The organism is Pseudomonas monsensis (assembly GCF_014268495.2).
GTDB classification, from domain to species: Bacteria; Pseudomonadota; Gammaproteobacteria; order Pseudomonadales; family Pseudomonadaceae; genus Aquipseudomonas; species Aquipseudomonas monsensis.
The window spans coordinates 3,043,961-3,067,645 of the sequence record NZ_CP077087.1 but is presented as its reverse complement, the minus strand read 5'-3'; the positions used below and the strand labels follow the sequence as shown (position 1 = coordinate 3,067,645).

17 protein-coding genes are annotated in these 23,685 nt (G+C 61.2%); 10 read left to right on the top strand and 7 right to left on the bottom strand.

The window, feature by feature from the left end:
* Positions 1-26: 26 nt before the first annotated feature.
* Positions 27-7,286, bottom strand: coding sequence for an NEL-type E3 ubiquitin ligase domain-containing protein (locus HV782_RS13370; protein WP_186745808.1), 7,260 nt, complete (start codon positions 7,284-7,286; stop codon positions 27-29).
* A 160-nt stretch (positions 7,287-7,446) separates the two neighbouring features.
* Between HV782_RS13370 and HV782_RS13365 the strand changes: the two genes are divergently transcribed.
* Positions 7,447-7,665 carry a DUF2970 domain-containing protein gene (locus HV782_RS13365; RefSeq protein ID WP_123468196.1) on the top strand — a complete coding sequence of 73 codons (219 nt, stop codon included), beginning with the start codon at positions 7,447-7,449 and terminating at the stop codon, positions 7,663-7,665.
* Positions 7,666-7,671: 6 nt separating this feature from the next.
* Here the strand turns inward: HV782_RS13365 and HV782_RS13360 are convergent, their stop codons facing one another.
* Positions 7,672-8,745 (bottom strand): ABC transporter substrate-binding protein, encoded by a 1,074-nt coding sequence (locus HV782_RS13360; RefSeq protein WP_186745810.1) that lies wholly within the window; start codon positions 8,743-8,745, stop codon positions 7,672-7,674.
* 523 nt (positions 8,746-9,268) lie between these two features.
* Here HV782_RS13360 and HV782_RS13355 point away from each other — a divergent pair.
* On the top strand, positions 9,269-10,927 hold the full coding sequence (locus tag HV782_RS13355) for a nitrite/sulfite reductase (protein WP_123468194.1): 1,659 nt from the start codon (positions 9,269-9,271) through the stop codon (positions 10,925-10,927).
* Entirely contained in the window at positions 10,911-11,405 is a 495-nt protein-coding gene (locus HV782_RS13350) for a DUF934 domain-containing protein (RefSeq protein WP_123468192.1), read from the top strand. Before HV782_RS13355 ends, HV782_RS13350 begins: the two co-directional genes overlap by 17 nt.
* 69 nt (positions 11,406-11,474) lie before the next feature.
* Here the strand turns inward: HV782_RS13350 and sohB are convergent, their stop codons facing one another.
* Entirely contained in the window at positions 11,475-12,506 is a 1,032-nt protein-coding gene (sohB, locus tag HV782_RS13345; RefSeq protein ID WP_123468188.1) for a protease SohB, read from the bottom strand.
* Positions 12,507-12,712: 206 nt separating this feature from the next.
* Here sohB and HV782_RS13340 point away from each other — a divergent pair, with 206 nt between their 5' ends.
* The 6 genes from HV782_RS13340 (at position 12,713) to HV782_RS13315 (ending at position 19,068) form a co-directional block, all read left to right on the top strand.
* Positions 12,713-13,423, top strand: coding sequence for a histidine phosphatase family protein (locus HV782_RS13340; RefSeq protein WP_186745812.1), 711 nt, complete (start codon positions 12,713-12,715; stop codon positions 13,421-13,423).
* A 65-nt stretch (positions 13,424-13,488) separates the two neighbouring features.
* Positions 13,489-13,806: an SCP2 sterol-binding domain-containing protein gene (locus tag HV782_RS13335; protein WP_128614292.1), complete on the top strand. Its 318-nt coding sequence runs from the start codon at positions 13,489-13,491 to the stop codon at positions 13,804-13,806.
* Between the two features lie 213 nt (positions 13,807-14,019).
* Complete coding sequence (locus HV782_RS13330) at positions 14,020-15,738, top strand: hydrogenase maturation protein (protein ID WP_186745814.1); 1,719 nt, start codon at positions 14,020-14,022, stop codon at positions 15,736-15,738.
* A 134-nt stretch (positions 15,739-15,872) separates the two neighbouring features.
* Positions 15,873-16,736: a LysR family transcriptional regulator gene (locus HV782_RS13325; protein ID WP_123469167.1), complete on the top strand. Its 864-nt coding sequence runs from the start codon at positions 15,873-15,875 to the stop codon at positions 16,734-16,736.
* A gap of 113 nt (positions 16,737-16,849) precedes the next feature.
* Entirely contained in the window at positions 16,850-17,995 is a 1,146-nt protein-coding gene (locus HV782_RS13320) for a sterol desaturase/SRPBCC family protein (protein ID WP_186745816.1), read from the top strand.
* A complete protein-coding gene (locus HV782_RS13315; protein WP_186745818.1) occupies positions 17,992-19,068 on the top strand; it encodes an SMP-30/gluconolactonase/LRE family protein in 1,077 nt (358 codons plus the stop codon). Before HV782_RS13320 ends, HV782_RS13315 begins: the two co-directional genes overlap by 4 nt.
* Before the next feature lie 118 nt (positions 19,069-19,186).
* Here HV782_RS13315 and HV782_RS13310 read toward each other — a convergent pair whose 3' ends face one another.
* Both HV782_RS13310 and HV782_RS13305 read right to left on the bottom strand, forming a co-directional pair.
* The gene (locus tag HV782_RS13310) at positions 19,187-19,351 is read right to left on the bottom strand and encodes a hypothetical protein (RefSeq protein ID WP_177490381.1); all 165 of its coding nucleotides are present in this window, start codon (positions 19,349-19,351) and stop codon (positions 19,187-19,189) included.
* 109 nt (positions 19,352-19,460) lie between these two features.
* Positions 19,461-19,703 carry an HP1242/YdcH family protein gene (locus HV782_RS13305; RefSeq protein WP_123468176.1) on the bottom strand — a complete coding sequence of 81 codons (243 nt, stop codon included), beginning with the start codon at positions 19,701-19,703 and terminating at the stop codon, positions 19,461-19,463.
* Positions 19,704-19,909: 206 nt separating this feature from the next.
* Here HV782_RS13305 and HV782_RS13300 point away from each other — a divergent pair, with 206 nt between their 5' ends.
* Positions 19,910-20,431 carry a DUF4142 domain-containing protein gene (locus HV782_RS13300; protein WP_186745820.1) on the top strand — a complete coding sequence of 174 codons (522 nt, stop codon included), beginning with the start codon at positions 19,910-19,912 and terminating at the stop codon, positions 20,429-20,431.
* Positions 20,432-20,486: 55 nt separating this feature from the next.
* Here the strand turns inward: HV782_RS13300 and HV782_RS13295 are convergent, their stop codons facing one another.
* Entirely contained in the window at positions 20,487-20,756 is a 270-nt protein-coding gene (locus HV782_RS13295) for a hypothetical protein (RefSeq protein ID WP_186745822.1), read from the bottom strand.
* 127 nt (positions 20,757-20,883) lie between these two features.
* Entirely contained in the window at positions 20,884-23,514 is a 2,631-nt protein-coding gene (locus tag HV782_RS13290) for an excinuclease ABC subunit UvrA (protein WP_128613594.1), read from the bottom strand.
* Positions 23,515-23,685 lie beyond the last annotated feature (171 nt).

The following is a 23,685-nucleotide window of genomic DNA, read 5'->3' as shown; positions in this document are numbered from 1 at the left end:
CGCCCATGCCCTGCCGGTCACTCAGTTCACGGGCGCCATGAAGGGCCCGGCTGCGGTGAAGCCGGTCGCGCCTGCTGCGGTGGCCCGTCAAGGGTTGTCAGCCTCGTGATTTCCCCACGCGACAACTCGATCAGTTTCTCGTTGCGCGCAGTGGTCAGTTCGATCTCCAGCAGGTTCATCGCCGTCTGGTACTGCTCTTTGGACAGCGCATCGCTTTGCCAGTCCGGATACGAGTCCTCGACCTCAGTCTGTCGTCGCGTGGCATTTTGCTCAAGGGTGGCGAAGGTTTCAGGGTTGCGTTCTACCAGGTAGCGGACCCAGTAATCGCGCAAGACCAGATTCCGCAGAAACTCGTCGGACGCTTCGGTCTCCAGCACGGTGCGACGTGCATCGAGCAGTGCCTGTCCATGAATGGGTGTGCCATACAACATCCGTTGCGGTTGTCCGGGCAATTCCAGCCCATCCGGCCAGCCAGCGGTCATGCCGATCCGGTATTGCAGGCGAATTTCCGCTCGATCTTCACCGAGAGCGGCGCGCTCGGCCAGGCGATCGACCTGCTCCAGCCGAAACATTTGCCGCGACAGGTCCAGCAAGGCCCGGCCGCGCCGATCCGAAGACCACCGGGGCACATCGCGCAGGGCGTTGTATATGAACACCCGGGTTTCCATCTCGCTGAAAGACAGGCTACGGCCATCGGCACACGTCGCATGGGTCTGCGCATCGACAAACAGCTTTTCGCGCAACTCGCTGTTTTCCGCGGCGGCCCGGATCACCTCCCACACGCGAAAACTCAGATGGGCATGCGACAGCTTGAAATCGCTGGTGTCGCGCAGCGTCCAGAGCAGATGAAAGAACGGTCCGTAGCCGTCTGCCTCGGCCAGTTGCCGCCACAGTGCCGCATGCTCGTCACGCAAGGTGCCAGTCGTATCGGCCAGCCAGGGTTCAAGGGCATCCTGCGCGACATAAGTGGCCGGGTTGTCGATGGACTCCAGTTCCTCCACATTGGCCTGTGGGTCGACCTGCTCAAGGTCTTCTTCGCTGTCGGAATCCCATTCCGAATCCGAGTTCGAGCCAGACTCTGAGGAGCTGTCCGGATGACGGTTAGCCGCGGCGATGCGCAGATCCAGTTCATTGCGGGAAATTCCCATGACATCGCCATCGCCGTGGGCAATGCTGTAATCGCGCAGGCGCTCCAGACTGTCGCGCGACAACTGACTGTTTTCTTCCAGGCGGGTGCCGCGCGCCAGCATCTCATGACCACCGTCGAACAGACCGGCCGGAATCATTTGCAGGCGATTGCCCCGCACATCCAAAGTGTGCAGATACTCTGACTCAAGGGCGCCGACGGGCCAGGCATGAAGGCCGTTGTACGCCAGGTTCAGGGTTTCGAGGCGACCGAACGCACTGACATCGAAAGTATCCAGCTGATTGTTGCTCACATCCAGCCAGCGCAACCGCTCCCCTCGCAACGCTTCATACAACGTTCGCGGGTCCGTGAAACGGTTGCTATTGAGCTCCAGCCGTTCGAGCCGCGACATGCCTCGCACGGCATCCGGTATCGCCTCCAGGTCATTACCATCGAGCACCAGTGTGTCGACGGCGGGAAATGCCCTCAAAAACCCGTTCGAGCCTTGCTCAGTGATCCGTACACCGGTGAGCAAAAGGCGTGTTACCGCGGGAAACTGCACGGGCAAATCCGGTAAATCGCCTGTTTGCGCCTTCATGAGATCCAGCACTTGCCCATTCTCTTGGGTTGGCGCGATCAGCCCGTCCAGCCAGCAGCGGTAAATCTGTTTCGCCGCCAGGCTGCGACTTTGCGCCGACACAAACCTTCTCGACGTTTGGAACTCGCGGATATAGAGCCAGCCGTTCAACTGGACAGCCAGTGTTTCACCCGTCTGCTTCCAGTCATTGAGCCGGCCTTCGATCTGCAGATCACTGAGGCCGGCATTGCGCAGGTGCGCAATGTGCTGCAGCGCCCGTTGCGGACTCAACAGTGGATCGAGCGCCTGCAAACGCGCAGCGAACCCGACGGTATCTGCAGGCGCGGACGTGTGCCGGGGCAGCGGCAACAGGCCTTGCTTCACGCTCCAGCCGGTTTCCGACGGCGGAAACACCTCGGGCACCGATTCCTGCGCAAAGCGTTGCAGCGTACCTGCAGGCAAACCTTGCGCCGTTTCAATCCGATGCAGCGCCGTCGTCAGGTCAGACGCGCTATCCGCCGTGAACGGATTACCCGTCAGATTGACTTTGATCAGCGTGTCCGGGTGCGCAAGCACCTGCTCCGGCAGGCGTGCAAGCGCATTGTCACGCAGGTCGATCCAGGTCAACCCGGCCATGTTCTCTGCGTCCCTTGGCCACGCCTTGAGCCGAGTGGCCCGCAGATTCACGGTCTTGAGCCGGGTCAAGGCACCCAGGTCGAGCTGGCCCAATGGGTTATGGCTGAGGTCGAGGTCTTCGATGTTCGTCAGAGCGTTCAACTGTTGCTGTACCACCGGCGTCACAGAGAGGCTGTTGCCGGCCAGATTCAACCGGGTCAATTGCGGCAAGTCTGCGGAGGAGATCGGCACTTCGGTCAGTTCGGTGTCAGCGATTTCTAGACTTTGCGCTTCACTGAATGCCTGAACGAAACCGCGAATATGCTCGGCAGGTACATCCAGTTCACGCAAGCGCACTGTCTTCACATGGGCAAACGCTCCGGCGGGCAACACGGGCAGCGTTTTGAACCGGGGACTACCGTGCAGGATCAGATAAGCGTCCGCCGGCGGCAGCTCGAACAGTGCCTGCTTGACGGGCACACCGTACCGCTGGCTCACGCCATTGCGCCAGGTACTCTGCAGCGCTTTGAGCAAACTGGAATTCGGCACTTCGTTCCAAAGCGGCAGCAGTCTGGCCGTGCGCAATCCCGAGGACTGGATGGGCTCATGAAACGGCCGGAATATCTCGGCGTACTCGACACTCAGCGCCTGAATGGCCTCAAGGTCGAGGTTGAGCAGTCGCTCAGGGAGCGGATCGAGGTAGCCGCGTATGCCCATCAGAAATTCCAGTTCGCCCTGGACGTAACTGCGCACCATCTGCTCCACGTCCATCAAGTGGCCCAGTGCCGCCTCGTGGCTTTTGACGTACTCGCTGGCACGCGTGAAGTCCTCGTAAGCGACCTTTCGCCAATTCAGCGACAACCCCGCCCATTGCTTCTCATGCCCGGTGTAAAACGCCTCAGGGATCGAGCTGATCGCCGTGTTGCTCAGATCAAATCGTTCCAGTGCGGGCAGATCGAGTGTTTCGACCGGCCACTGCGTCATGTGAGGTGCGTGGAGGGTCAGGGTTTTCAGATTCACCAACGATGCCAGACAGCGCTCCGGGAACACCGAGTCTGTGCCGTAAATCTTTATTTCCAGCGCCTCAAGGGCCGTGAGTGGTGCCAGTCGCGGGGCAAAATCGGCAGGAAGGCTCATGTGGGACGCGTAACTCAGGCTTTTGAGCGTGGTCATCCTGCTGACTGAACGTGGCAGGTTGGTCAATTCCTGAATACGTATACGTATGAACCTGAACAGCTCGCTACGCGAGCCTATCCTGAGCTTTTCCAGGCCCTGGAATCGTGCGAGAAAGCCATCGGCATTGGCATCGGTCAGGCCGCTTCCGCTTACCGACAATTCACGGACGTGGCTGAAATCCGCCGTGAGTGTCGGCAACAGGTCTTCGCTGTCGATCTCCAGGCGCGCAGCACGCGGCTCTTGCGCGGCCAACGGTGCCGCACGCCAGCTTGCTTCAAATGCTTGTGCGGTATTCTTGCGGCGTTGTTGCGCGGTTTCCGGCATCGGTCGACCAAAGGGATCGCGCGGCACCACCTCCGGCGTCCCGATCCACGCTTCAAGCGTGGCCTTCTGCGCGGCCCATTCTTGCTCACGGCGCAACAACTCGCTGTAGATTTGCCCTTCGGACAGACCTGCCTGCGATTGCTGACGTATAAATTCGTTGGCCTGCGCATCGCTCAGCCCCGGATAGACATCGCGCACCTTCGCTGTGAGTGGCGGGTTGAATGCCTGGCCGCGACCACTGGCGTAATACCCGACCAGGGTCTCATTGACCCGCACGGGGGGCTTGAACAACTTCGCCTGTGGCTCCAGGGCCTGCAGGACATCTGCACGATTGCGCCCGGCCTGCTCGATGATACGGCTTTGCAAGTCAGCGCCTTGACCGACATGGGGGATGCCCAGGCTACGGCGAGCGTCATCGGGCAGCGCGTGCAGGATCGACGCGTAGAAATTGTCACCCTCCCTGGACAGGCTGTTGAGCGCCTCGCCCCGCTCATCGAACGCCTGAAACTGCGGGCCGTTTTTGATCAGGAATTTCCTGTGCAGGGCTGGCACGTCACCGATGCTGTCGAGCAATGCACCGGTCGTACTGCCATCGCGAACTTCCAGGCGCACGTTGTCGGGCCAGCCCGGCATCCGCTGCAACATCTGCAAGGCCAGGCGTCGACTGTCGGCCGATGCCTGATTGTCGCTGCGCAGCCCCGCATAGGCCCGGGTCTGCCGCCCCTGTCGCGCATACCAGCGCGCCTCCTCCAGCATGCGCAACGGCACACGACGGGTCTGCGCGAGCCGCTCGAGATCATCCGCCGCGGCATGATGGAGCACTTCCTGAGCGGCAGACTCGCTGAGACCGGGACAGGTTCGCTGCAGCAGTGTGACCTGCCGGTCCCGGGATGGCGTGCCGGCATAAAGACTGTCGAAAATCGCCGACTGGCGGCCGCTGGCGTATTCCGCCAGCAATTCACCGAGCGCTGGCGCCCGGGCGTCGGGCGCCAGCGGGCCGCGTCCGCGCAACAGCTGACCCAGCTCAGCCTGATCGAGGCTGGCCACAATCCGGCGGTTCAGTTCTCCGCCCAGGACCTGCGAACGCGTCAAGCGAATCGCCAGCCTGGCGTCGACACCGGGCACCCGCCAGCGCTCACCGTATTTGACCGACGCGCCGCTCAACTGCGGCCCTTCGAACACCTCCAGCACCCGTCCCGACGGCCAAGTGGGCAGGTCAGTCATCAATGGCAAGGCGTAGAGATATTTCTCGTTGATCGGCCTGGTTCCGCGCAGTTGCTCGATGACCTCGTCGACGCCCGCATCGGCCCTGAACAGACGCAGAGCGTCGGTCAACGCCGGCGGCGGCACCGCGTGATCGACGTGCATCTTGCGCAACGCGTTGTCACTGACGCCGCTGACGTCGGCAATCCTGATCAGCTCGGCATCGGAGAACCCGTCGGTTTCGTGGCCCAGGCGCCGTAACAGCGTCAGACGGTCCCATTCCAGGGGGCGCTCCAGCGTATGCCGCCAGGCGCCGCGGCCATTGCTGCCAAGAATCGGCTGATAGGCCGTGGTATCGCTCGGGTGGCGGATTCGCCATTTGCCCAGTGATTCATCGAAAAACTGTTCAAACACGCGGCCGCCCTGACGAATGAAGGTCTGCGTACCGACCTCATACTGCCCCGCTTCGTTCGGCATAGCGTTGGTGTCCAGCACGACACTGGACTCATAAGCGCTGAGGTCCGGCTTCCAGAGGCGGGTTTCGCCATTGGGCAAGGTTACCGGATGCAGTTGCTCGATCACCGGTTCAGGCCTGGCTGCCGAGAACCTGCGCACACCGACACCCACCCCGGCCATCACCGCAATCTGCGCCAGGTTTTCAGCTACATCGAGCAAATGATCCTTGGCCGCCCTGCGGTCGCCCTCGCCCCACTCCACTGCGCCCTCAAGGGTTTCGTACAGCAACTGACCGGCCATCACCACCATCATGACCTCCCCCAGCACCGGCACGAACATCGACACCATGTTCAGACCGAGCATGCCGATTTGCAGCAGATGCGCCAGTTTGGCATCGCGCGCCTTGACATCGACATCAGCACTGGGCACGGCGTGGCTGCGAGCATCGGCCAGCACCTTGGCGCTACTTTCGGTGTAGAGGTATTCCCAGAGGCTCTGGTTTTCCTCCCAAAGGCCTCTGCGCCGCTGTGTCCAGATCGACGGCGCAATGTAGGGGTCAGGTTCCGGTTCCAGTTTCGCCGCCGGCGGCGGCGGTAGCTCCCTGATCCGGGTGAATGCTGCACCGGCGCCCAGATCAAGAATCGTGCGCCAGGGTGAACGCCAGTAATCGCTCGGAGAGTCGGCGGCCTTGCGGGTGAACTGACTGAAATAATACCCACGCGCCTCGTAAGGCAGGAACTGACTGAGGAACCGCTGGTAATCAGTCGGTTCGGCGCTCGTGGCGTTGCCAGCGTGCCTCGCTGTGAGCAAGCGCTTGAACTCCGCCGTGGCCTGATCGCCGCGATAGCATTTGAAGGGATGCTCCGGGTCATGGGGGATATAAAAAACCCACTCATTGCTGTAGCGGTACTTTTCACAGATCGAAAACACCACACATCCGGTCAGCCTTTTGTCCATGACCGCCAGATCGCGGAACCAGACCGGTTTATGGCCGACCGACGGATTCAGCTCATCGTTGATGACCGACACAATCATGGCGTAGTGCGCCGGCTCGATATCCTCTTTCAAGAGGGCCAGCTCGGCAGCCGCGCGCATCGCGGCTTTCTGGCTGGCGATGAACTGCTGACGGAACGCCGTTGCCGCCACCGCATCCGTCGGATGGAAGAAGCCGCGCAAGTACGTCTGGTATTGCTTGCCGATGTCGAGGTGACGGCACAGGCTCAGAAACTGGCTGACCGACACGTTGACGGTCACCGCATGGAAGGTGTCCGGCGAAGTGCCCACCACAACGAAACCGGAGGTTTCATGGTAGGCCCCGGGTCGGCATTCGTCGGCCTCGAAGTTATGCAGGGCGGCGTCCAGCATCGAGAGTTTCAGAACCTCGAACGACGACAGCTCAATAGCCAAAATACCCACCTGCAGTGGACGCCGCAGGCACAACAGGGTGTTGTCGACATCCACCTGCACTTGATACTGCTCGCGCAGCGCCTTGAGCAGCAGCGGCCGGGCGAAGGCCTCGATGTCCTGAAACGAGGACAGGGTTTTATCCAGGCGGTTTTGCGCGATAAGACTGGCCGTTGAGCTGTCGTCCAGCGCCTTACGCCGGGCGGGCGAAGCGTTCCGATACCACGATGGCAGGACGGTGTGGCTGCCCTTCAGCGCCCGACGGCGTTGCGTCGAGGCGTCGATCAGCCAGCGCGGTATCGATTTTTCAAGAAAGTCGGCGTGCAGGCTGCGGGTGGCGAGCGGTTTCACCGGAACAGACGGCGCAGGCCCGCTCAAGCCTGGAGGCGAAGAATTACTGATCATGTTCACTCCTTTTAATGGAGTGAAAAGAAGACCATCTCAGTGGCGAGCACTTGCGGTACATAGGTATCGCTTGCACAGAAATTGGTAACCGACTGTGTAAACTGCCGGACCGCGTCAGGTTGTCTATGCTCTACAGGTCAATGTGCGCGACGAGGGATATATGGACGATCCAATCGACAACAAACCACCGACCTTCTGGCAGATGCTGCACAGCGTCATGGCCGCGGCGTTCGGGGTGCAGAGCGGGAAAAACCGGGCCAGGGATTTCACCCATGGCAAACCCAGTCATTTCGTGATCCTGGGCATTCTGTTCACGGCCGTGTTCGCGCTGACCCTGTTCGCCATCGTCAAACTGGTGCTGCACTTCGCCGGTCTCTGAGCGGCTTCAGTGCATCAGGGTTTGCAGAGTGAACGGGTAACGATAGGAAGACGGTCGGCCCTTGGCCGAGAGTTTGCGGAAGCTCACGCCATAGTTCGGCGTGTTGCCCATCGCCAGCATTTGCCGGGCGTGGTGCTTGTCGATCAGCTGCAACAGAGGGATTTGCCGGTCACGCCCACCGTACTGATTCAGATCGACGCCCTGCTGATAATCATGCAACTCGACCAGTGCCCACCCGCCCAGCGTGAAATGCCCACCGACCAGCGCGCTCAGGCGCCCGTCGATCACGGCCTGCAAGGCTGCGGGTGATGTGTTGACGGCGCTGAACAGCGCGTCTTTGCCCGGCGTCTTCCCGGTTTCGGCAAACGCGCGCATTGCACCGAAGGCCATTTCATCGTTCGCCGACCACACCAGCGACACCTTCGGATAACGACTGAACAATTGCCGGGCCTGTTCGTAGGCCCGCTGCTGCATCCAGCCGCTGTAGACCATCTGCCGCAAGCGCACTTGCGGGTGTTCGGCCAGTGCGCGCTGCATGCCGTGTTCGCGCAGTTGCGCCGACGGCGTGATTTTCAGACCGGAGAACGCCAGCAGCTCAATCTCTTCATTGGCCGCGACCGGCGGATGCAGGCGAATCAACTCCTTCATCATCAGGTAACCGCCCTCCTCGTCGTTCGGCACCAGGCTACCGATTCGATCGGGTCGCTCCCCCACCAGCGCTTGCTGGTTGGGCGTCAGCGCGGCGTTAACCATGAACAGCTTCACCCCGCTGTTTTCCGCCAGACGCAGAATCTGCGGGGCAACGTATTGCTCGTTGACGAACATCAGGTAGTCGGGGCGATTCGGCCCTTGCAGCGCCAGCCGGGCCTGGGCGATGGTCAATTCGGGTTGACGCTGGGCATAGAGAATCTGCAGCTCGATACCCAGATCCCGGGCGGCCGCCTGCATGAATTGCGAATAGCTGAGCCAGAAGGCTTCCTGTGTCGAGCCCGGATTAAGGAACAGCACCGATTCCGCTCTGGCAGCGGTCGCGAACAGCGCCCCTAACAGCAGCAGGCTGAGGTGGAAAATTTTCAACATGAACATCCGGGCCCAGGGAAAAATGGCCGCGCATTATAGCCACCGATCAACCGGCTATTGGCACGTAATCCCGCCTTTTGTCCGACAATCGTCGAAAACGGGCCCGGATGGGTCGTTTATTGATGACTGACCCAGAATACCGCCGTTCCCACCACCAGAATGATCAGGAACAGAATGGCCCACGCATCAACGCTGCTGTCGCTTTTCCTTGCCTTGGTCGGATTGCTCATTGCATCGCCTCTTGTCGGTTTTATCGGTGATTGCAGAAAGACTCGACCACAGTTAAGACGAGGATTGCCCGCACGACAAATGTGGGTTAGTTGACACCCGTTCTCGTTAGGCGATTTGGTTCTTTACATATACTCAAACATCACTTTTGCGCATAACTGCAAACGGGTATATTGCCCCGGCTCCGTTAGGGAGTGCGCGGCCGTGCGCGCGTAATTGCCGAGGCACCATCGGACTCCAGCAAGCGAAAACGCAGCGTTTTCCGAGTAGCCCAAAGCCTGAGAACAGGACTTATATGTACGTATACGACGAGTACGATCAGCGGATCATCGAGGACCGCGTCAAGCAGTTCCGTGATCAGACCCGACGCTATCTGGCAGGTGAGCTGAGCGAAGAAGAATTCCGCCCCCTGCGCCTGCAAAATGGCCTGTACATCCAGCGTTTTGCACCGATGTTGCGGGTGGCGGTGCCTTACGGCCAACTGACCTCGCGTCAGGTGCGCATGATGGCCAAAATTGCCCGTGACTACGACAAGGGCTACGCCCACATCAGTACGCGGCAGAACGTGCAGTTCAACTGGCCGGCGGTGGAAGACATCCCGGACATCCTTGCCGAACTGGCCACCGTGCAGATGCACGCGATCCAGACCAGCGGCAACTGCCTGCGCAACGTCACCACCGACCAGTTCGCCGGTGTCGCTGCCGATGAGCTGATCGACCCGCGCCCGTGGTGCGAGATCGTCCGCCAGTGGACCACGTTCCACCCGGAATTCGCTTACCTGCCGCGCAAATTCAAGATCGCCGTCAACGGTTCGACCGCTGACCGTGCCGCCATCGAAGTTCACGACATCGGCCTCGAGCCGGTGCACAACGCCGCTGGCGAACTCGGCTTCCGCGTGCTGGTCGGTGGCGGCCTCGGCCGTACCCCGGTGGTTGGCGCGTTCATCAACGAGTTTCTGCCGTGGCAGGACCTGTTGAGTTACCTCGACGCCATCCTGCGGGTCTACAACCGCTACGGTCGTCGCGACAACAAATACAAGGCGCGGATCAAGATCCTCGTCAAGGCGCTGACCCCTGAAGTCTTCGCGCAGAAAGTCGATGCGGAAATGCAACACCTGCGCGGCGGCCAGACCACCCTGACCGAAGCCGAACTGCATCGCGTCGCCAAGCACTTCGTCGACCCGGACTACAAGGCGCTGGACAACCAGACCGCGCAACTGGCCGAGCTGGACAAAGAACACCCGGGTTTTGCCCGCTGGCGCGCCCGCAACACCCTGGCACACAAGAAGCCGGGTTATGTTGCCGTGACTCTGTCGCTGAAGCCGACCGGTGTTGCTCCGGGCGACATCACCGACAAACAGCTCGATGCCGTCGCCGATCTGGCCGAGCGCTACAGCTTCGGTCAACTGCGCACCTCCCACGAGCAGAACATCATTCTCGCCGACGTCGAGCAAAGCCAGTTGTTCACCCTGTGGGGCGAACTGCGTGAAAGCGGTTTTGCCACGCCGAACATCGGCTTGCTGACCGATATCATCTGCTGCCCGGGCGGTGACTTCTGCTCGCTGGCCAACGCCAAGTCGATCCCGATTGCCGAATCGATCCAGCGCCGTTTCGACGACCTGGACTACCTGTTCGACATCGGTGAGCTGGACCTGAACATCTCCGGCTGCATGAACGCCTGCGGTCACCACCACGTCGGCCACATCGGCATTCTCGGCGTGGACAAGAAAGGTGAGGAGTTCTACCAGGTCTCCCTCGGCGGCAGCGCCAGCCGTGATGCGAGCCTGGGCAAGATCCTCGGCCCGTCTTTCGCTCAGGAAGCCATGCCAGACGTGATCTCGAAGCTGATCGACGTGTACGTCGAACAACGTACCGAAGACGAGCGCTTCATCGACACCTATCAGCGTATTGGCATCGACCTCTTCAAGGAACGCGTCTATGCAGCGAATCATTAAGAACAACGAGGTCGTCGACGAAACCTGGCACCTGTTGCCCAAGGATTTCAACATCGACGAAATCAGCAACTGCGACGATCTGATCGTGCCTCTGCAGCTGTGGCGCGAACACAGCCGCATGCTCAAGGCCCGCGACGGTGGTCTGGGGGTGTGGCTGGACGCCGACGAAGAAGCCGAGGAAATCGGTGACGACGTGGCTGAATTTCAGGTGATTGCCCTGAACTTCCCGGCGTTCACTGACGGGCGCAACTACTCCAACGCCCGTCTGCTGCGTGACCGTTACGGTTTCAAAGGCGAACTGCGGGCGATTGGTGACGTGCTGCGCGATCAGCTGTTCTACATGCGCCGCTGTGGTTTCGACGCCTTTGCCGTGCGTGCGGACAAAGACCCGTACGAAGCGTTGGAAGGTCTCAAGGACTTCTCGGTAACCTATCAGGCCGCCACCGACGAACCGCTGCCGCTGTTCCGTCGTCGCTGAACCTGCCAGGTTTGAAGCGGACAAAAAAAACGCCGGTCATTTGACCGGCGTTTTTTATGCCTGAAGGCCTTACCAGAAACGCTGCTGCGTCAGGCGACTCCACCAGTTCAGCAGTACGCGATCGACCGAACCGCTGGCGGCCATGCCGATACGCTCCTGCAGGCTTTTGCGCTCGGCGTAGTGCAAGTGGTAGACCTCGGCTTTTTTCGCCCGGTCGGCGAGGTATTCATCACTGGTCTTGAGTTCATCCACCAGTTGTTTGTCCAGCGCCGCGACACCAAGCCAGACTTCACCGGTGGCCACATCGTCAATCGCCAGTTGCGGGCGGTAGCGCGCGACGAAGTTCTTGAACAGTTGATGGGTGATGTCGAGGTCTTCCTGAAACTTTTCGCGGCCCTTCTCGGTGTTTTCGCCAAACACGGTGAGGGTACGCTTGTACTCGCCGGCGGTAAGGACCTCGAAGTCGATGTCGTGCTTCTTCAGCAAACGGTTGACGTTGGGCAACTGTGCAACCACGCCGATCGAGCCAAGAATCGCAAACGGCGCGCTGATGATCTTCTCCCCGATGCACGCCATCATGTAGCCGCCGCTGGCCGCGACCTTGTCGATGCACACGGTCAACGGCACGCCGGCTTCACGGATACGCGCCAGTTGCGAGGACGCCAGACCGTAGCTGTGGACCATGCCGCCACCGCTTTCCAGACGCAGGACAACTTCATCTTTTGGCGTGGCCAGAGTCAGCAATGCGGTGATTTCATGGCGCAGGCTTTCGGTGGCCGAGGCCTTGATGTCGCCGTCGAAATCCAGGACGAATACGCGAGGTTTGGCCTCGGGTTGGTTCTTCTGCTTTTTCGCGCTTTTCTCGGATTTGGCCTCGCCCTTGCGCAGAGCCTTGAGCTGATCCTTATCGAGCAAAGTCTGCTCAAGGCGCTCGCGCAGGCCCTTGTAGAAATCATTGAGCTTGCTGACCTGCAACTGCCCCGCCGACTTGCGCCGGCCCTTGCTGCGCAACGCGGCAAAACTGGCGAGAACCACCAGAATGGCGATCACCAGAGTGACGGTCTTGGCCAGGAAACTGGCGTATTCGGTGAAAAACTCCACAGAGACTCCTTAAAACAATGCGTGGATGCAAAAACACACGCGGGATGGCTCCAGCATACCCATGCGTCGGCCCGGCGACCAGCCGGGAAACCTTTGGCAACAGGCCTGCAACGGGCATTTCAAACAAGCGTATGTTTTTTCATTGACAGCTACCCGTCATCCTCATAACCTCGCCACAACCTTCAACGTACCGGGATGACGCGGACGTGGGCAGCATCTACTTGATTCGACATGGCCAGGCCTCCTTTGGTGCAGACGACTATGACGTCCTGTCGCCCATCGGTGTGCGCCAGGCAGAAATCCTCGGTCAGCACCTCGCTGAACTGGGGGTCCGCTTCGATCGCTGCCTGGCTGGTGACCTGCGTCGCCAGCAACACACCGCCACCAGTGCGCTGGAACAGTTCGCTGCCAACGGCCTGCCGGTACCGACGCTGGAAACCGATTCGGCGTTCAATGAATTCGATGCCGACGCGGTCATCCGCGCCCTGCTCCCGGCGATGCTGCCGGACGAACCGGAAGCCCTCGACATCCTGCGCAACGCCGCACAAAACCGTGGCGAGTTCCAGCGCATCTTCGCCCTGATCATCGAACGCTGGCTGGCCGGCACCTACGACACGCCGGGGCTGGAAAGCTGGCTGGGGTTCGTCGAGCGGGTCAAGGCCGGGCTGCAGCGGATCCTCGAACAGGCGGAGTCGCATCATAAAATCGCCGTGTTCACCTCCGGCGGCACCATCACCGCCCTGCTCCACCTGATTACGCAAATGCCTGCCCGACAGGCCTTTGAATTGAACTGGCAAATCGTCAACACCTCGCTCAACCAGCTGAAGTTCCGCGGTCGCGAGGTGGCCTTGGCTTCCTTTAACAGTCATGCACACCTGCAACTGTTGAAGACACCGGAACTCATCACTTTCCGCTGAGTCCGGTTAACGCGTGAACCTTGCTGTAATCAACCAGCGCTTATTATCCAAGAAAGGATCGAACCATGACCTCCGTAGCTGATGCCGTAAAAGCAATGCAAGCCAAGTTCAACCCAGCCGCTGCTGCCGGTCTGGATCTGGTCTTCGGTTTCAACATCACCGACGAAAACAAGCAGTACTCGCTGATCATCAAAGACGGTACCTGCAATATCGAGGAAGGCGAAAACCCTGCCGCCAACTGCACGCTGGTGCTCGACAGCGAAACCCTGAAAGGCATCGTCAGCGGTGAAACCGACGGCATGCAGGCTTTCATGGGCGGCAAGCTGCGCGTTGAAGGCGACATGATGCTGTCGATGAAACTGTCCGAGCTGTTCCCTTCGTAACAGCGCCGCGCAGTACTCCGAAGAACCCGCCCCTGTGGCGGGTTTTTTGCGTTTGGTCGTCCGGCGTTTCGTCGCCGCAGAAATATTGGCTCACCGAACATTGACCTCGGTCACTGGCGGGCCAGCCGCCACTCATTACTCTCCCGGCTCCATCGAAGGCCAAGGACGGCTCACCGGGAGCCTGCGGCTGATCCCACTCAAGGAAGACCATTCATGCGATCACTCAAGATCATTCTGCTGTCGTCAGCGTTCAACGGCCTGACCCAACGCGCCTGGCTGGAGCTGCGCCAGGCCGGGCATTCGCCCAGCGTCGTGGTATTCACCGACGAAGCGTCGGTCTGCGAACAGATCGAATACAGCGGCGCCGACCTGGTGATCTGCCCGTTCCTCAAGGACCGCGTGCCCCAGGCACTGTGGAGCAACCGCGCGCGGCCGGTGGTGATTATCCATCCGGGCATCGTTGGCGATCGTGGCGCCAGTGCGCTGGACTGGGCGATCACCCAGGAGTTGTCGAGCTGGGGCGTGACCGCCCTGCAAGCCGTGGAGGAAATGGACGCCGGCCCGGTCTGGGCCACGTGTGAATTCAACCTGCCATCCGGGCTGCGCAAGTCCGAGTTGTACAACGGCCGGGTCAGCGATGCGGCAATGTGTTGCATCCGTGAAGTGGTGGAGAAGTTCGTCAACGGTTTTATCCCGGTCGAACTGGATTACGCCGACCCCAAGGTGCGCGGGCGCTTGCAGCCGAACATGAAACAGGTGGATCGTAGCTTCACCTGGCACGATTGCGCGCGGTTCATCAAACGCTGCATCGACGCAGCGGATGGCCAGCCCGGCGTACTGGCGAGCCTGGCCGGTGGGCAGTATTACGTTTACGACGCACACCTCGATTCGCGCTCGGGCATGCCCGGCGAGATTCTGGCGGTGCACGACGATGCCGTGCTGGTGGCCGCGGGCGATCAGAGCGTATGGATCGGATCGCTGCGACGCAAGCCGCAACCGGGCGAGGAAACCTTCAAGCAACCGGCCCGGCACGTGCTGATCGAGCAACTGGCCGAGGTGGCGGTGCTGGACTGGACGATTGCCAGCCAGCCGTTCAGCGATGAAGCGTATCAGCCGCTGCGTTATCGCGAGTCCGGGGTGGTCGGTGAGCTGACGTTCGAGTTCTACAACGGCGCCATGAGCACCGAACAATGCCGGCGCATGGTCGAGGCGCTGCGCTGGGCCAAGTCCCGCGACACGCAAGTGCTGCTGATCCGCGGCGGTCGCGGCAGCTTTTCCAATGGTGTGCACCTGAATGTGATTCAGGCGGCGCAGGATCCCGGCGCTGAAGCCTGGGCGAATATTCAGGCCATCGACGATGTCTGCGCCGAGCTGTTGAGTGCGCGGCAACTGGTCGTCAGCGGCGTGACCGGCAATGCCGGGGCCGGCGGCGTGATGCTCGCGCTGGCGGCGGATATCGTGTTTGCGCGGGCCGACATCGTGCTCAATCCGCACTACAAGAGCATGGGCCTTTACGGCTCGGAATACTGGACATACAGCCTGCCGCGCGCGGTGGGCCCAGCCATCGCCGAGCAACTGACCCAAGCCTGTCTGCCGGTGAGCGCCAGCCAGGCATTGCAACTGGGCATGGTCCAGGAAATCGGCCCGCGCTGCCCGGATGAGTTTTCGTTGTGGCTGCTGCAACGGGCCAATGCCGTGCTGAGCGACCCGGCCTACGCCGCCGTACGCGAGCGCAAGTTGCGGGTCGACCAGGTGCTGATCGACCAATGCCGCGAAACCGAGTTGCAGGAAATGCAGGAAGACATGCTCTACAACCGCAATCAGTTCGCCGAGAAGTGCCGGCATTTCGTCTACAAGCGCAAGGCCTGCGGCACGCCGGCACGGCTGGTGGCGGATTGGGCACGGGTGCAGGAGGTCGAGTGGGCGGGTTGATTCTGCGGTAACTGGTTTTGCCCTCACCCCACCCCTCTCCTTTGGGAGAGGATCAGGGTGCGGGCCACTCCAAACGATGACGCGGTCCCGAGGCTGCACTTACAATGCCCGCCACCTCAACCACCGGCCCGCCCATGGACATCGACCTCGCCCGCACCTTTCTGGAAATCGTCCGCCACGGCAGCCTGGCGGCGGCTGCGCAAAAGCTGTTCGTCACGCAAACGGCGATCACCGCCCGGGTGCAGAAACTCGAAAGCCAGTTGGGCAGTACGCTGTTCGTGCGTAACCGTGCCGGCGCGAAACTGACGCCCAACGGCGAGGCGTTCGTGGTCTACGCCAATCAACTGGTGCAGACCTGGGAGGCTGCGCGCCGCGACCTGCCGCTGCCCGAGGGCTATCACAACGTGCTGCACATCGGTGGCGAAGTCAGCCTGTGCAATCCACTGATGCTCAGTTGGGCCGCCGAACTGCGCGAAAAAATCCCCGGCCATGCCCTGCGCATGGAAATCCGCGACGGCGAAAACCTGCTCCGTCAGCTCGAACTTGGCGTGCTCGACGCCGCGCTGGTCTATCAGCCGGAGTACTGGCCGGGCTTGCAGGTCGAGCAAGTGCTGGAAGAGAAACTGATTTTGGTCCGCGCTCCCGACCGGCCCGACCCTTACGTCTACATCGACTGGGGCCCGGACTTCCGCTGCCAGCACGACGCCGCCCTGCCGGAAAAGGCCAAGGCCGCACTGAGCTTCAACCTTGGCCCGCTGGCCTTGCAATACATCCTCGAAAACGGTGGCAGCGGCTATTTCCGCACCCGGGTCGTGCGCAGTTATCTGGAAAGCGGCGCCCTGGAACCGGTCACCAAAGCCCCGGAATTCAGCTACCCGACCTATCTGGTGTATTCGCGTGATCGCGACTCCGCCACCCTGCAACACGCCTTCGATCTGCTGCGCGAAGTGATCCACGCTGATGACGACTGGTCGCAGCGCTGGAACCCGTTGAGCTGAATCGGCCGCTTTACCCCGGAGCATGGCGCAAGTGGCCTCAAGCGCCGGCCTGCACAAACCGCCGGATCGGCTACGCTGCCGGGTAGAACAACAATACCCGCAGGTGACCGCAGTTGAGGCAGACCACCGAGGCATTTCGCAGCCGTTATCGGGCCGCCATTCATCCGTTCTACAACCCGTGGCTGCACGGCGCCTTCGTGCTGCTGTTCGGCGTGCTGGCCATCGGCGCCTTCTGGCACCCGGTGCAGCAGGTCAGTTGGCGGGAATGGCTGACGGTGCCGCTGACCCTGCTGTTCTTCAACTTCGGCGTGTACACGGTCCATCGCCATCTCGGCCATCACAAAAAGACCTTCGCCAGGCTGTTCTACGCTCGCCATGCCGGCGACCATCACAGCTTCTTCACCCCCGGCCACATGACCTACGACAGCGCTCGCGACTGGCGGGTGATTCTGTTTCCGGCGTGGCTGATCGTCCTGCATACCCTGGTTATCAGCCTGCCGCTGTGGTGGCTGTTTGCACAGTTCAACAGCAATGTCGCCGGGCTGTTCGGTGGCTGCATGGTGCTGGGTTACCTGACCTACGAAGTGTTTCACGCCTGCGAACATCTGCCGCCGGACAATCCGCTGACACGCCTGCCATGGATCCGCCAGATGCGCCGTCTGCATGAACTGCACCATCGCCGCGAACGCATGCAGGAGCGCAATTTCAACATCGTCTTTCCCTTGATGGATTACCTGTTCGGCACCCTCTATTGGGAACCGGAACCCGTCCCCTTGAGCCATTCGAGACCGTCCATGACCCGCATGCAGCACCACATCGAAATCGTCGGCGAGCCAGTCACCGTGCTCGCCTACGCCGCCAGCGTCAGTCGCTGGCCGGAATGGCATCCGTCGTCGCTGAGGATCGACGGCCCACAAGGCCCGCTGCATGCCGGCGCGCACTTCGAAGAGGACATTCACGCCGGGGGTCGCGCCGGTCATCTGCACTGGGAAGTCAGCGAATACCTGCCCGGCCGACGCTGGTGCGCCCGGGCCCAGGGCGATCATGGCTTGTCGCTGCTGCTGACGTACGAATGCACGGCCGAACAGGGCGGCACACGTTTTGTGCGCACGCTGGATTATCGCTTCGCCGGGTTGGGCATGCGTATTGCCAACCGGTTGCTGCTCAGACGCCGCATCGAGCGTGAATCGGCGGCGTCGATGCTGGCGCTGCGCGACCGGGCAGCGCAGTACATCAGCGCGACGAGGGCCAGCGCATGAGGCTGCGGCATGGGGTGTTGTTGATCATCATCGTCGTCATCGCGTTCTTGCTGCTGATGCCAACCAAGGTTGAACCGGTGGCGTGGCAACCGTCGCCGGCACCGTCGTTGACCGAAGGTGTCTTTGCCGACAACCAGCGCCTCAAAGCCGCGGTGCCGGTCGGGCCGAGCGACATCGAGGGACCGGAAGCCTTGCTGCTGGAAGAGGATGTCCTGATCACCGGGCTGCATGACGGTCGACTGATCAGTACCAGCCTCGATGGCCAGGCACGCAAGGTCCTCGCCGACACTGGTGGCCGACCGTTGGGGCTGGCGCGGCATCCGAACGGTTTGCTGGTGATTGCCGACGCCATCAAGGGTTTGCTCTCACTCGATGCCCAGGGCCGCCTGATTCCCTTGTCCACCGCCGCCAACGGCGTCGCCTTCGGTTTCACCGATGATGTAGCGATCGACAAATCCGGGCACTACGCCTATTTCAGCGATGCCTCCAGCCATTGGGGTTACGGCCATGATGGCGAGGCGATCATCGAGCACGGTGGTGACGGACGTCTGCTGCGCTATGACTTCCAGACCGGCAAGACTTCGGTGCTGCTCGACAAACTGGAATTCGCCAACGGCGTCACCCTCGGCCCGGATGAGGCTTATGTGCTGGTCAATGAAACCGGCGCGTACCGCATCAGTCGCTATTGGCTCAGCGGGCCCAAGGCCGGCACGCATGATGTGTTTATCGACAACCTGCCGGGCCTGCCGGACAACCTCGCGTTCAATGGCAGCAACCGTTTCTGGGTGGCGCTGTATGCGCCGCGCAATGCTCTGCTCGATGGCACCGCCGGGTATCCGTTCCTGCGCAAGATGATCGTGCGGGCGCTGACGGTGTTACCGAAACCGGTGGAAAAGCGCGGCTTTGTGCTGGGCCTGGATCTGGACGGCAAGGTGATTGCCAATTTGCAGGACGCGAGCAGTGACAATTACTCGCCAATCACCACGGCACGCGAGTATGGCCAGTGGTTGTATCTGGGCTCGTTGAAGGCGACGCATATGGCGCGATTGCCGTTGGAGGCAGCCTTGAAGTAAATCCGTTCAATCCTGTGTTGAATGAGCCGGCGCCTTCGCCAGCCGGCTCGCTCACACAGGCGATGTGGGTCGTTCACGGATTCATGGTGCGAGCCAGCCTGCTGGCGATGACGGTCTGTCAATTGGAAGACTTGTCGAACTTATCGGGATCTTCGTCTGTGGGCAGGTCTTCGTCCGGCTCATCGGGGTTGGCCGTGGTGTGCGCCGGGCTGTTCGGTTCGGGGTGCGTCGGCACCGGGTCGAATGCGCCCTGCTCTTCACTGGGGAATTTGGGATCGTTCATAAGGCACCTCGCAAAGCGTCGATGGATGGAGACGCTGTACATTCGAGGTGCCGGTCGTGGCGGTCGTTCCTTTCCATTCACCACCGGCGGTCGGTGGCACCACTGGCGGTCAGGATCGAGCCTGTAACTGCTCGACAATCCTGTCCTTGACCTGCAAGCGTTTCTCCTTGAGCTTTTTCAGCGTGTCATCACTGGGCGCATCCGAGGTGGCAGTCTCGGCCTTGACTACCTCGGCATCCGCCTCGGAATACTTGTTGATCAGTGCATCCAGATGTGGGTCCTCGGTGCGTCGTTGCTGGATCTCTTCCTTCGTAAGCTTCAAGTCCTGATACAGGTCATGGGTCACCGGCATGGAACACCTCCGTGAGTTGATCGGCAGCCAACGCGACCGATTGCGCTGGCTCGTTATCAGAATGGCCTTGGTTACCCGCTTCTGTCGACCACCTGTCAGACCAGCGGTGTCCGTTCGTCGCCCTGTCGCAAATGCGATAAAACCTTTATTCGCTGCTTTCCCTCCATTGAGTAACACCAACAAAAAACCTGCGTGGAGATACATCAATGGACGGATTCAACCTGCGGCACCTCGTTCTGGCTGTCACTTTGAGCGCTGGCATGGGTAATGCCTTCGCCGCCACCGACAATGACTTTGTCGACAACGCCGCAGCGGGCGGCATTGCCGAAATCGAAACCAGTCGCCTGGCCCTGGAAAAAAGCCAGTCGGCCGACATCAAGGCATTCGCCAACATGATGATCAGCGATCATGGCAAGGCCAACGATGAACTGGCGAGCATCGCCAAAGCCCACGACATCGAAGTGCCGGACACCACCACCCTGGTCAAGCAAGCCAAGGAAAAAATCCTCGATATGCGTGATGAGTCCTTCGATGCGGCCTACGCCAACAATCAGGTCAAGGCTCACGAAGAAACCATTGAGCTGTTCAAGAAACAAGCCAACACCGTTACCGACGACAAGGTCAAAGGAGCACCGGAACTGAAGGCCTTTGCGCAGAAAATGCTCCCGGCGCTGGAAAAACACCTGGCGGCGGCGAAAGAGCTGCAAGCCAAGCATCCGAGCAAATAACCGCGCACAAAAAAGGCCGCATTCAGAGAATGCGGCCTTGTCGTATCTACCGTGACTAGCCCCCGTCCGTGTCAATATCGGCATCGGTTTCTTCACCCGGTTTCGCACGATCAGGTTGCGGTTTGAAGCCCGGGCTGAATTCGTTGTCGTTATCGGTGTGTTTATGCTTCTGATCCACCGCCGGATCGGCGCTCTGTGCCTGATCGTTCTCGCCCTGCTGTTGCGTCGGCGCCGGTTGGCCCGGCAGCTGCGGGTCGATTGCCGGGTCGTTGCGGTTGATCGGCTCTGCCGATTGATTCTGCTGCTGCATTGATTGCTCGTTCATGGCCACCTCGCTCATCAAACCCGTCCGACTGAAACGCGTCGGGTCTTGAAGATTCGAAGCCTGAGGCCGGGCAATCGTTCAAAACATCGCAGCAAAAATCGGCGCCTGCAGGCGCCGATCCCGGCCATCAGCGCAAGGCGCGAGCGAGGAACGGCGCCGTCCGGCTCTTCTTGCTCGCCGCGACTTTCTGCGGTGTACCCGCCACCACGATTTTGCCGCCCTGATCCCCCGCGCCCGGGCCGATGTCGATCACCCAGTCGCTCTGCGCGACCACGCGCATTTCGTGCTCGACCACGATCACCGTATGCCCCGCCGTCACCAGCGTATCGAGTTGTTCCAGCAAGCGATCGACGTCGCGCGGGTGCAGGCCGGTGGTCGGTTCATCCAGCACGTACAGGGTGGCGCCGCGTTGATTGCGCTGTAACTCGGTGGCCAGTTTGATCCGCTGCGCCTCACCGCCGGACAGTTCCGTGGCCGGTTGCCCGAGACGCAGATAACCGAGGCCGATATCGCGCAGCACTTCCAGCGAACGACGAATCCCCGGTTGCCCGGCAAACACCGTCACCGCTTCATCGACGGTCAATTGCAAGACCTGGGCGATGCTCAGGCCCTCCCAGAGAATCGCCAGCGTCTGCGGGTTGTAGCGCGCGCCATGACAGGTCGGGCATGGCGCATACACGCTGGGCATGAACAACAATTCGACACTGACAAATCCCTCGCCCTCGCACGTGGCACAACGCCCCTTGGCGACGTTGAAGGAAAACTGTCCGGCGTCATAACCGGCAGCCCGAGCCTCGGTTGTTGCGGCGAACAACTTGCGCACGTTGTCGAACAGCCCGGTGTAGGTCGCCAGATTCGAGCGCGGCGTGCGCCCGATCGGTTTTTGATCGACCTGCACCAGACGCTTGATCGACTCCAGCCCTGAAGTGACCTGGCCGCTGCTGGCCTGCGGCGCATCGTCTTCGAGGCTGAGCTCTTCCGGTTCGCTGTCCGCTGGCGGACGCCCTAACTGCGCGCCGACCAGTTCCAGCAGCGCCTGACTGACCAGACTCGACTTGCCCGAGCCGGACACGCCGGTCACCGAGGTGAAACAGCCCAACGGAAACTCGGCGCTGAGGTGGTTGAGGTTATTGCGTGAGATGCCATCGAGTTTCAGCCACCCGCCGGGCTTGCGCGCAACCCGGGGCTGGCGTGGCGCGTCAGCGAACAGGTAGGCGCGAGTCTGCGACTGTTCGATCTCGGCCAGCCCCGCTGGCGGGCCACTGTAAAGGATCTGACCACCCTTCTCGCCCGCCGCCGGGCCGACGTCGATCAGCCAGTCGGCGCGGCGCATGGTTTCCACATCATGCTCGACCACAAACAGCGTGTTGCCGTCGGCCTTGAGGCGCTGCAGGGCCTCGAACAACGCTTCGCCATCGGCCGGGTGCAGCCCGGCGGACGGCTCGTCGAGCACGTAGATCACGCCGAACAACTGCGAGCCCAATTGCGTCGCCAGGCGCAACCGCTGCAACTCTCCCGAGGACAACGTCGGCGTGCTGCGCTCCAGGGCCAGATAGCCAAGCCCCAGATCGGTCAGGGTGCTGACCCGCTCCAGCAGATCCTCGGCAATCCGCTGTGCCGCCAGACGCTTTTCCAGCGACAGGTTCGGCGTGTGCCGCACATCCGGCGCGCTGGCGTGAGCGCTGGCGCCGTGGGCCGCCCGCTGTTGACGGGCCTCGCGGGTTTGCGCATGGCTCAGGGTGTCGCCGGTTTCGTCGGCGTGTTCGAGATAACTGGCCTCGGCCACCGGTCGCAACACTTCAGCCACTTGCAGCAGCGGCATCTGCGACAGTTCGCCGATGTCATACCCGGCGAACGTCACCGACAAGGCCTCGCGCTTCAGGCGTTTACCGTCACACAGCGGGCACGGACTGCCGAGCATGAACTGTGCAACACGCTTCTTCATCAGCGCACTTTGCGAATGGGTGAAGGTGTGCAGGATGTAACGTCGCGCACCGGTGAACGTACCCTGGTAGCTCGGCTCCATCTTGCGCTTGAGGGCGACGCGGGTTTCTTCCGGCGTCAGCCCGGCGTACACCGGCACGGTCGGGGTTTCTTCGGTGAAGAGAATCCAGTCGCGCTGTTTTTTCGGCAGTTTCTTCCAGGGAATGTCGACGTCGATGCCCAGGGTCACGAGGATGTCACGTAGGTTTTGTCCTTGCCAGGCCAGCGGCCAGGACGCCACCGCGCGTTGGCGGATGGTCAGGTTCGGATCAGGCACCATCAGTGCTTCGGTGACCTCATACACCCGGCCCAGGCCATGACATTGCGGGCACGCGCCCTGCGGAGTGTTCGGTGAAAAATCTTCGGCATACAGCATCGGCTGCCCCGGCGGATAACTGCCGGCGCGGGAATACAGCATGCGGATCAGGCTCGACAAGGTGGTGACACTGCCCACCGATGAACGCGTGCTCGGTGTGCCACGCTGCTGTTGCAGGGCCACGGCGGGCGGCAAGCCTTCGATGGAATCGACATCCGGCACGCCGACCTGGTCGATCAGCCGCCGTGCATAGGGCGCGACCGACTCGAAGTAACGGCGCTGGGCTTCGGCATACAGCGTGGAAAACGCCAGCGACGACTTGCCCGAACCGGATACGCCGGTGAACACCACCAGCGCATCGCGGGGGATATCGACGTCAACGTTCTTCAGGTTGTGCTCACGGGCGCCACGCACCCGGACCGTACCGGCGGGCGCTTTGGCATTTCGCTTGGAAGTCATCGGCAAGCCTTATCACGAATGTCTGTTGAGAACCCGGTGGTGAGGGGATTTATCCCCGTTGAAGTGCGAAGCACTCCGCTGCATTGCACCGGGTATGACGCGAGCTCATGTTGACGACTGCTGCGTAGCCGAACGGGGATAAATCCCCTCGCCACAGATTCCCACGCCACC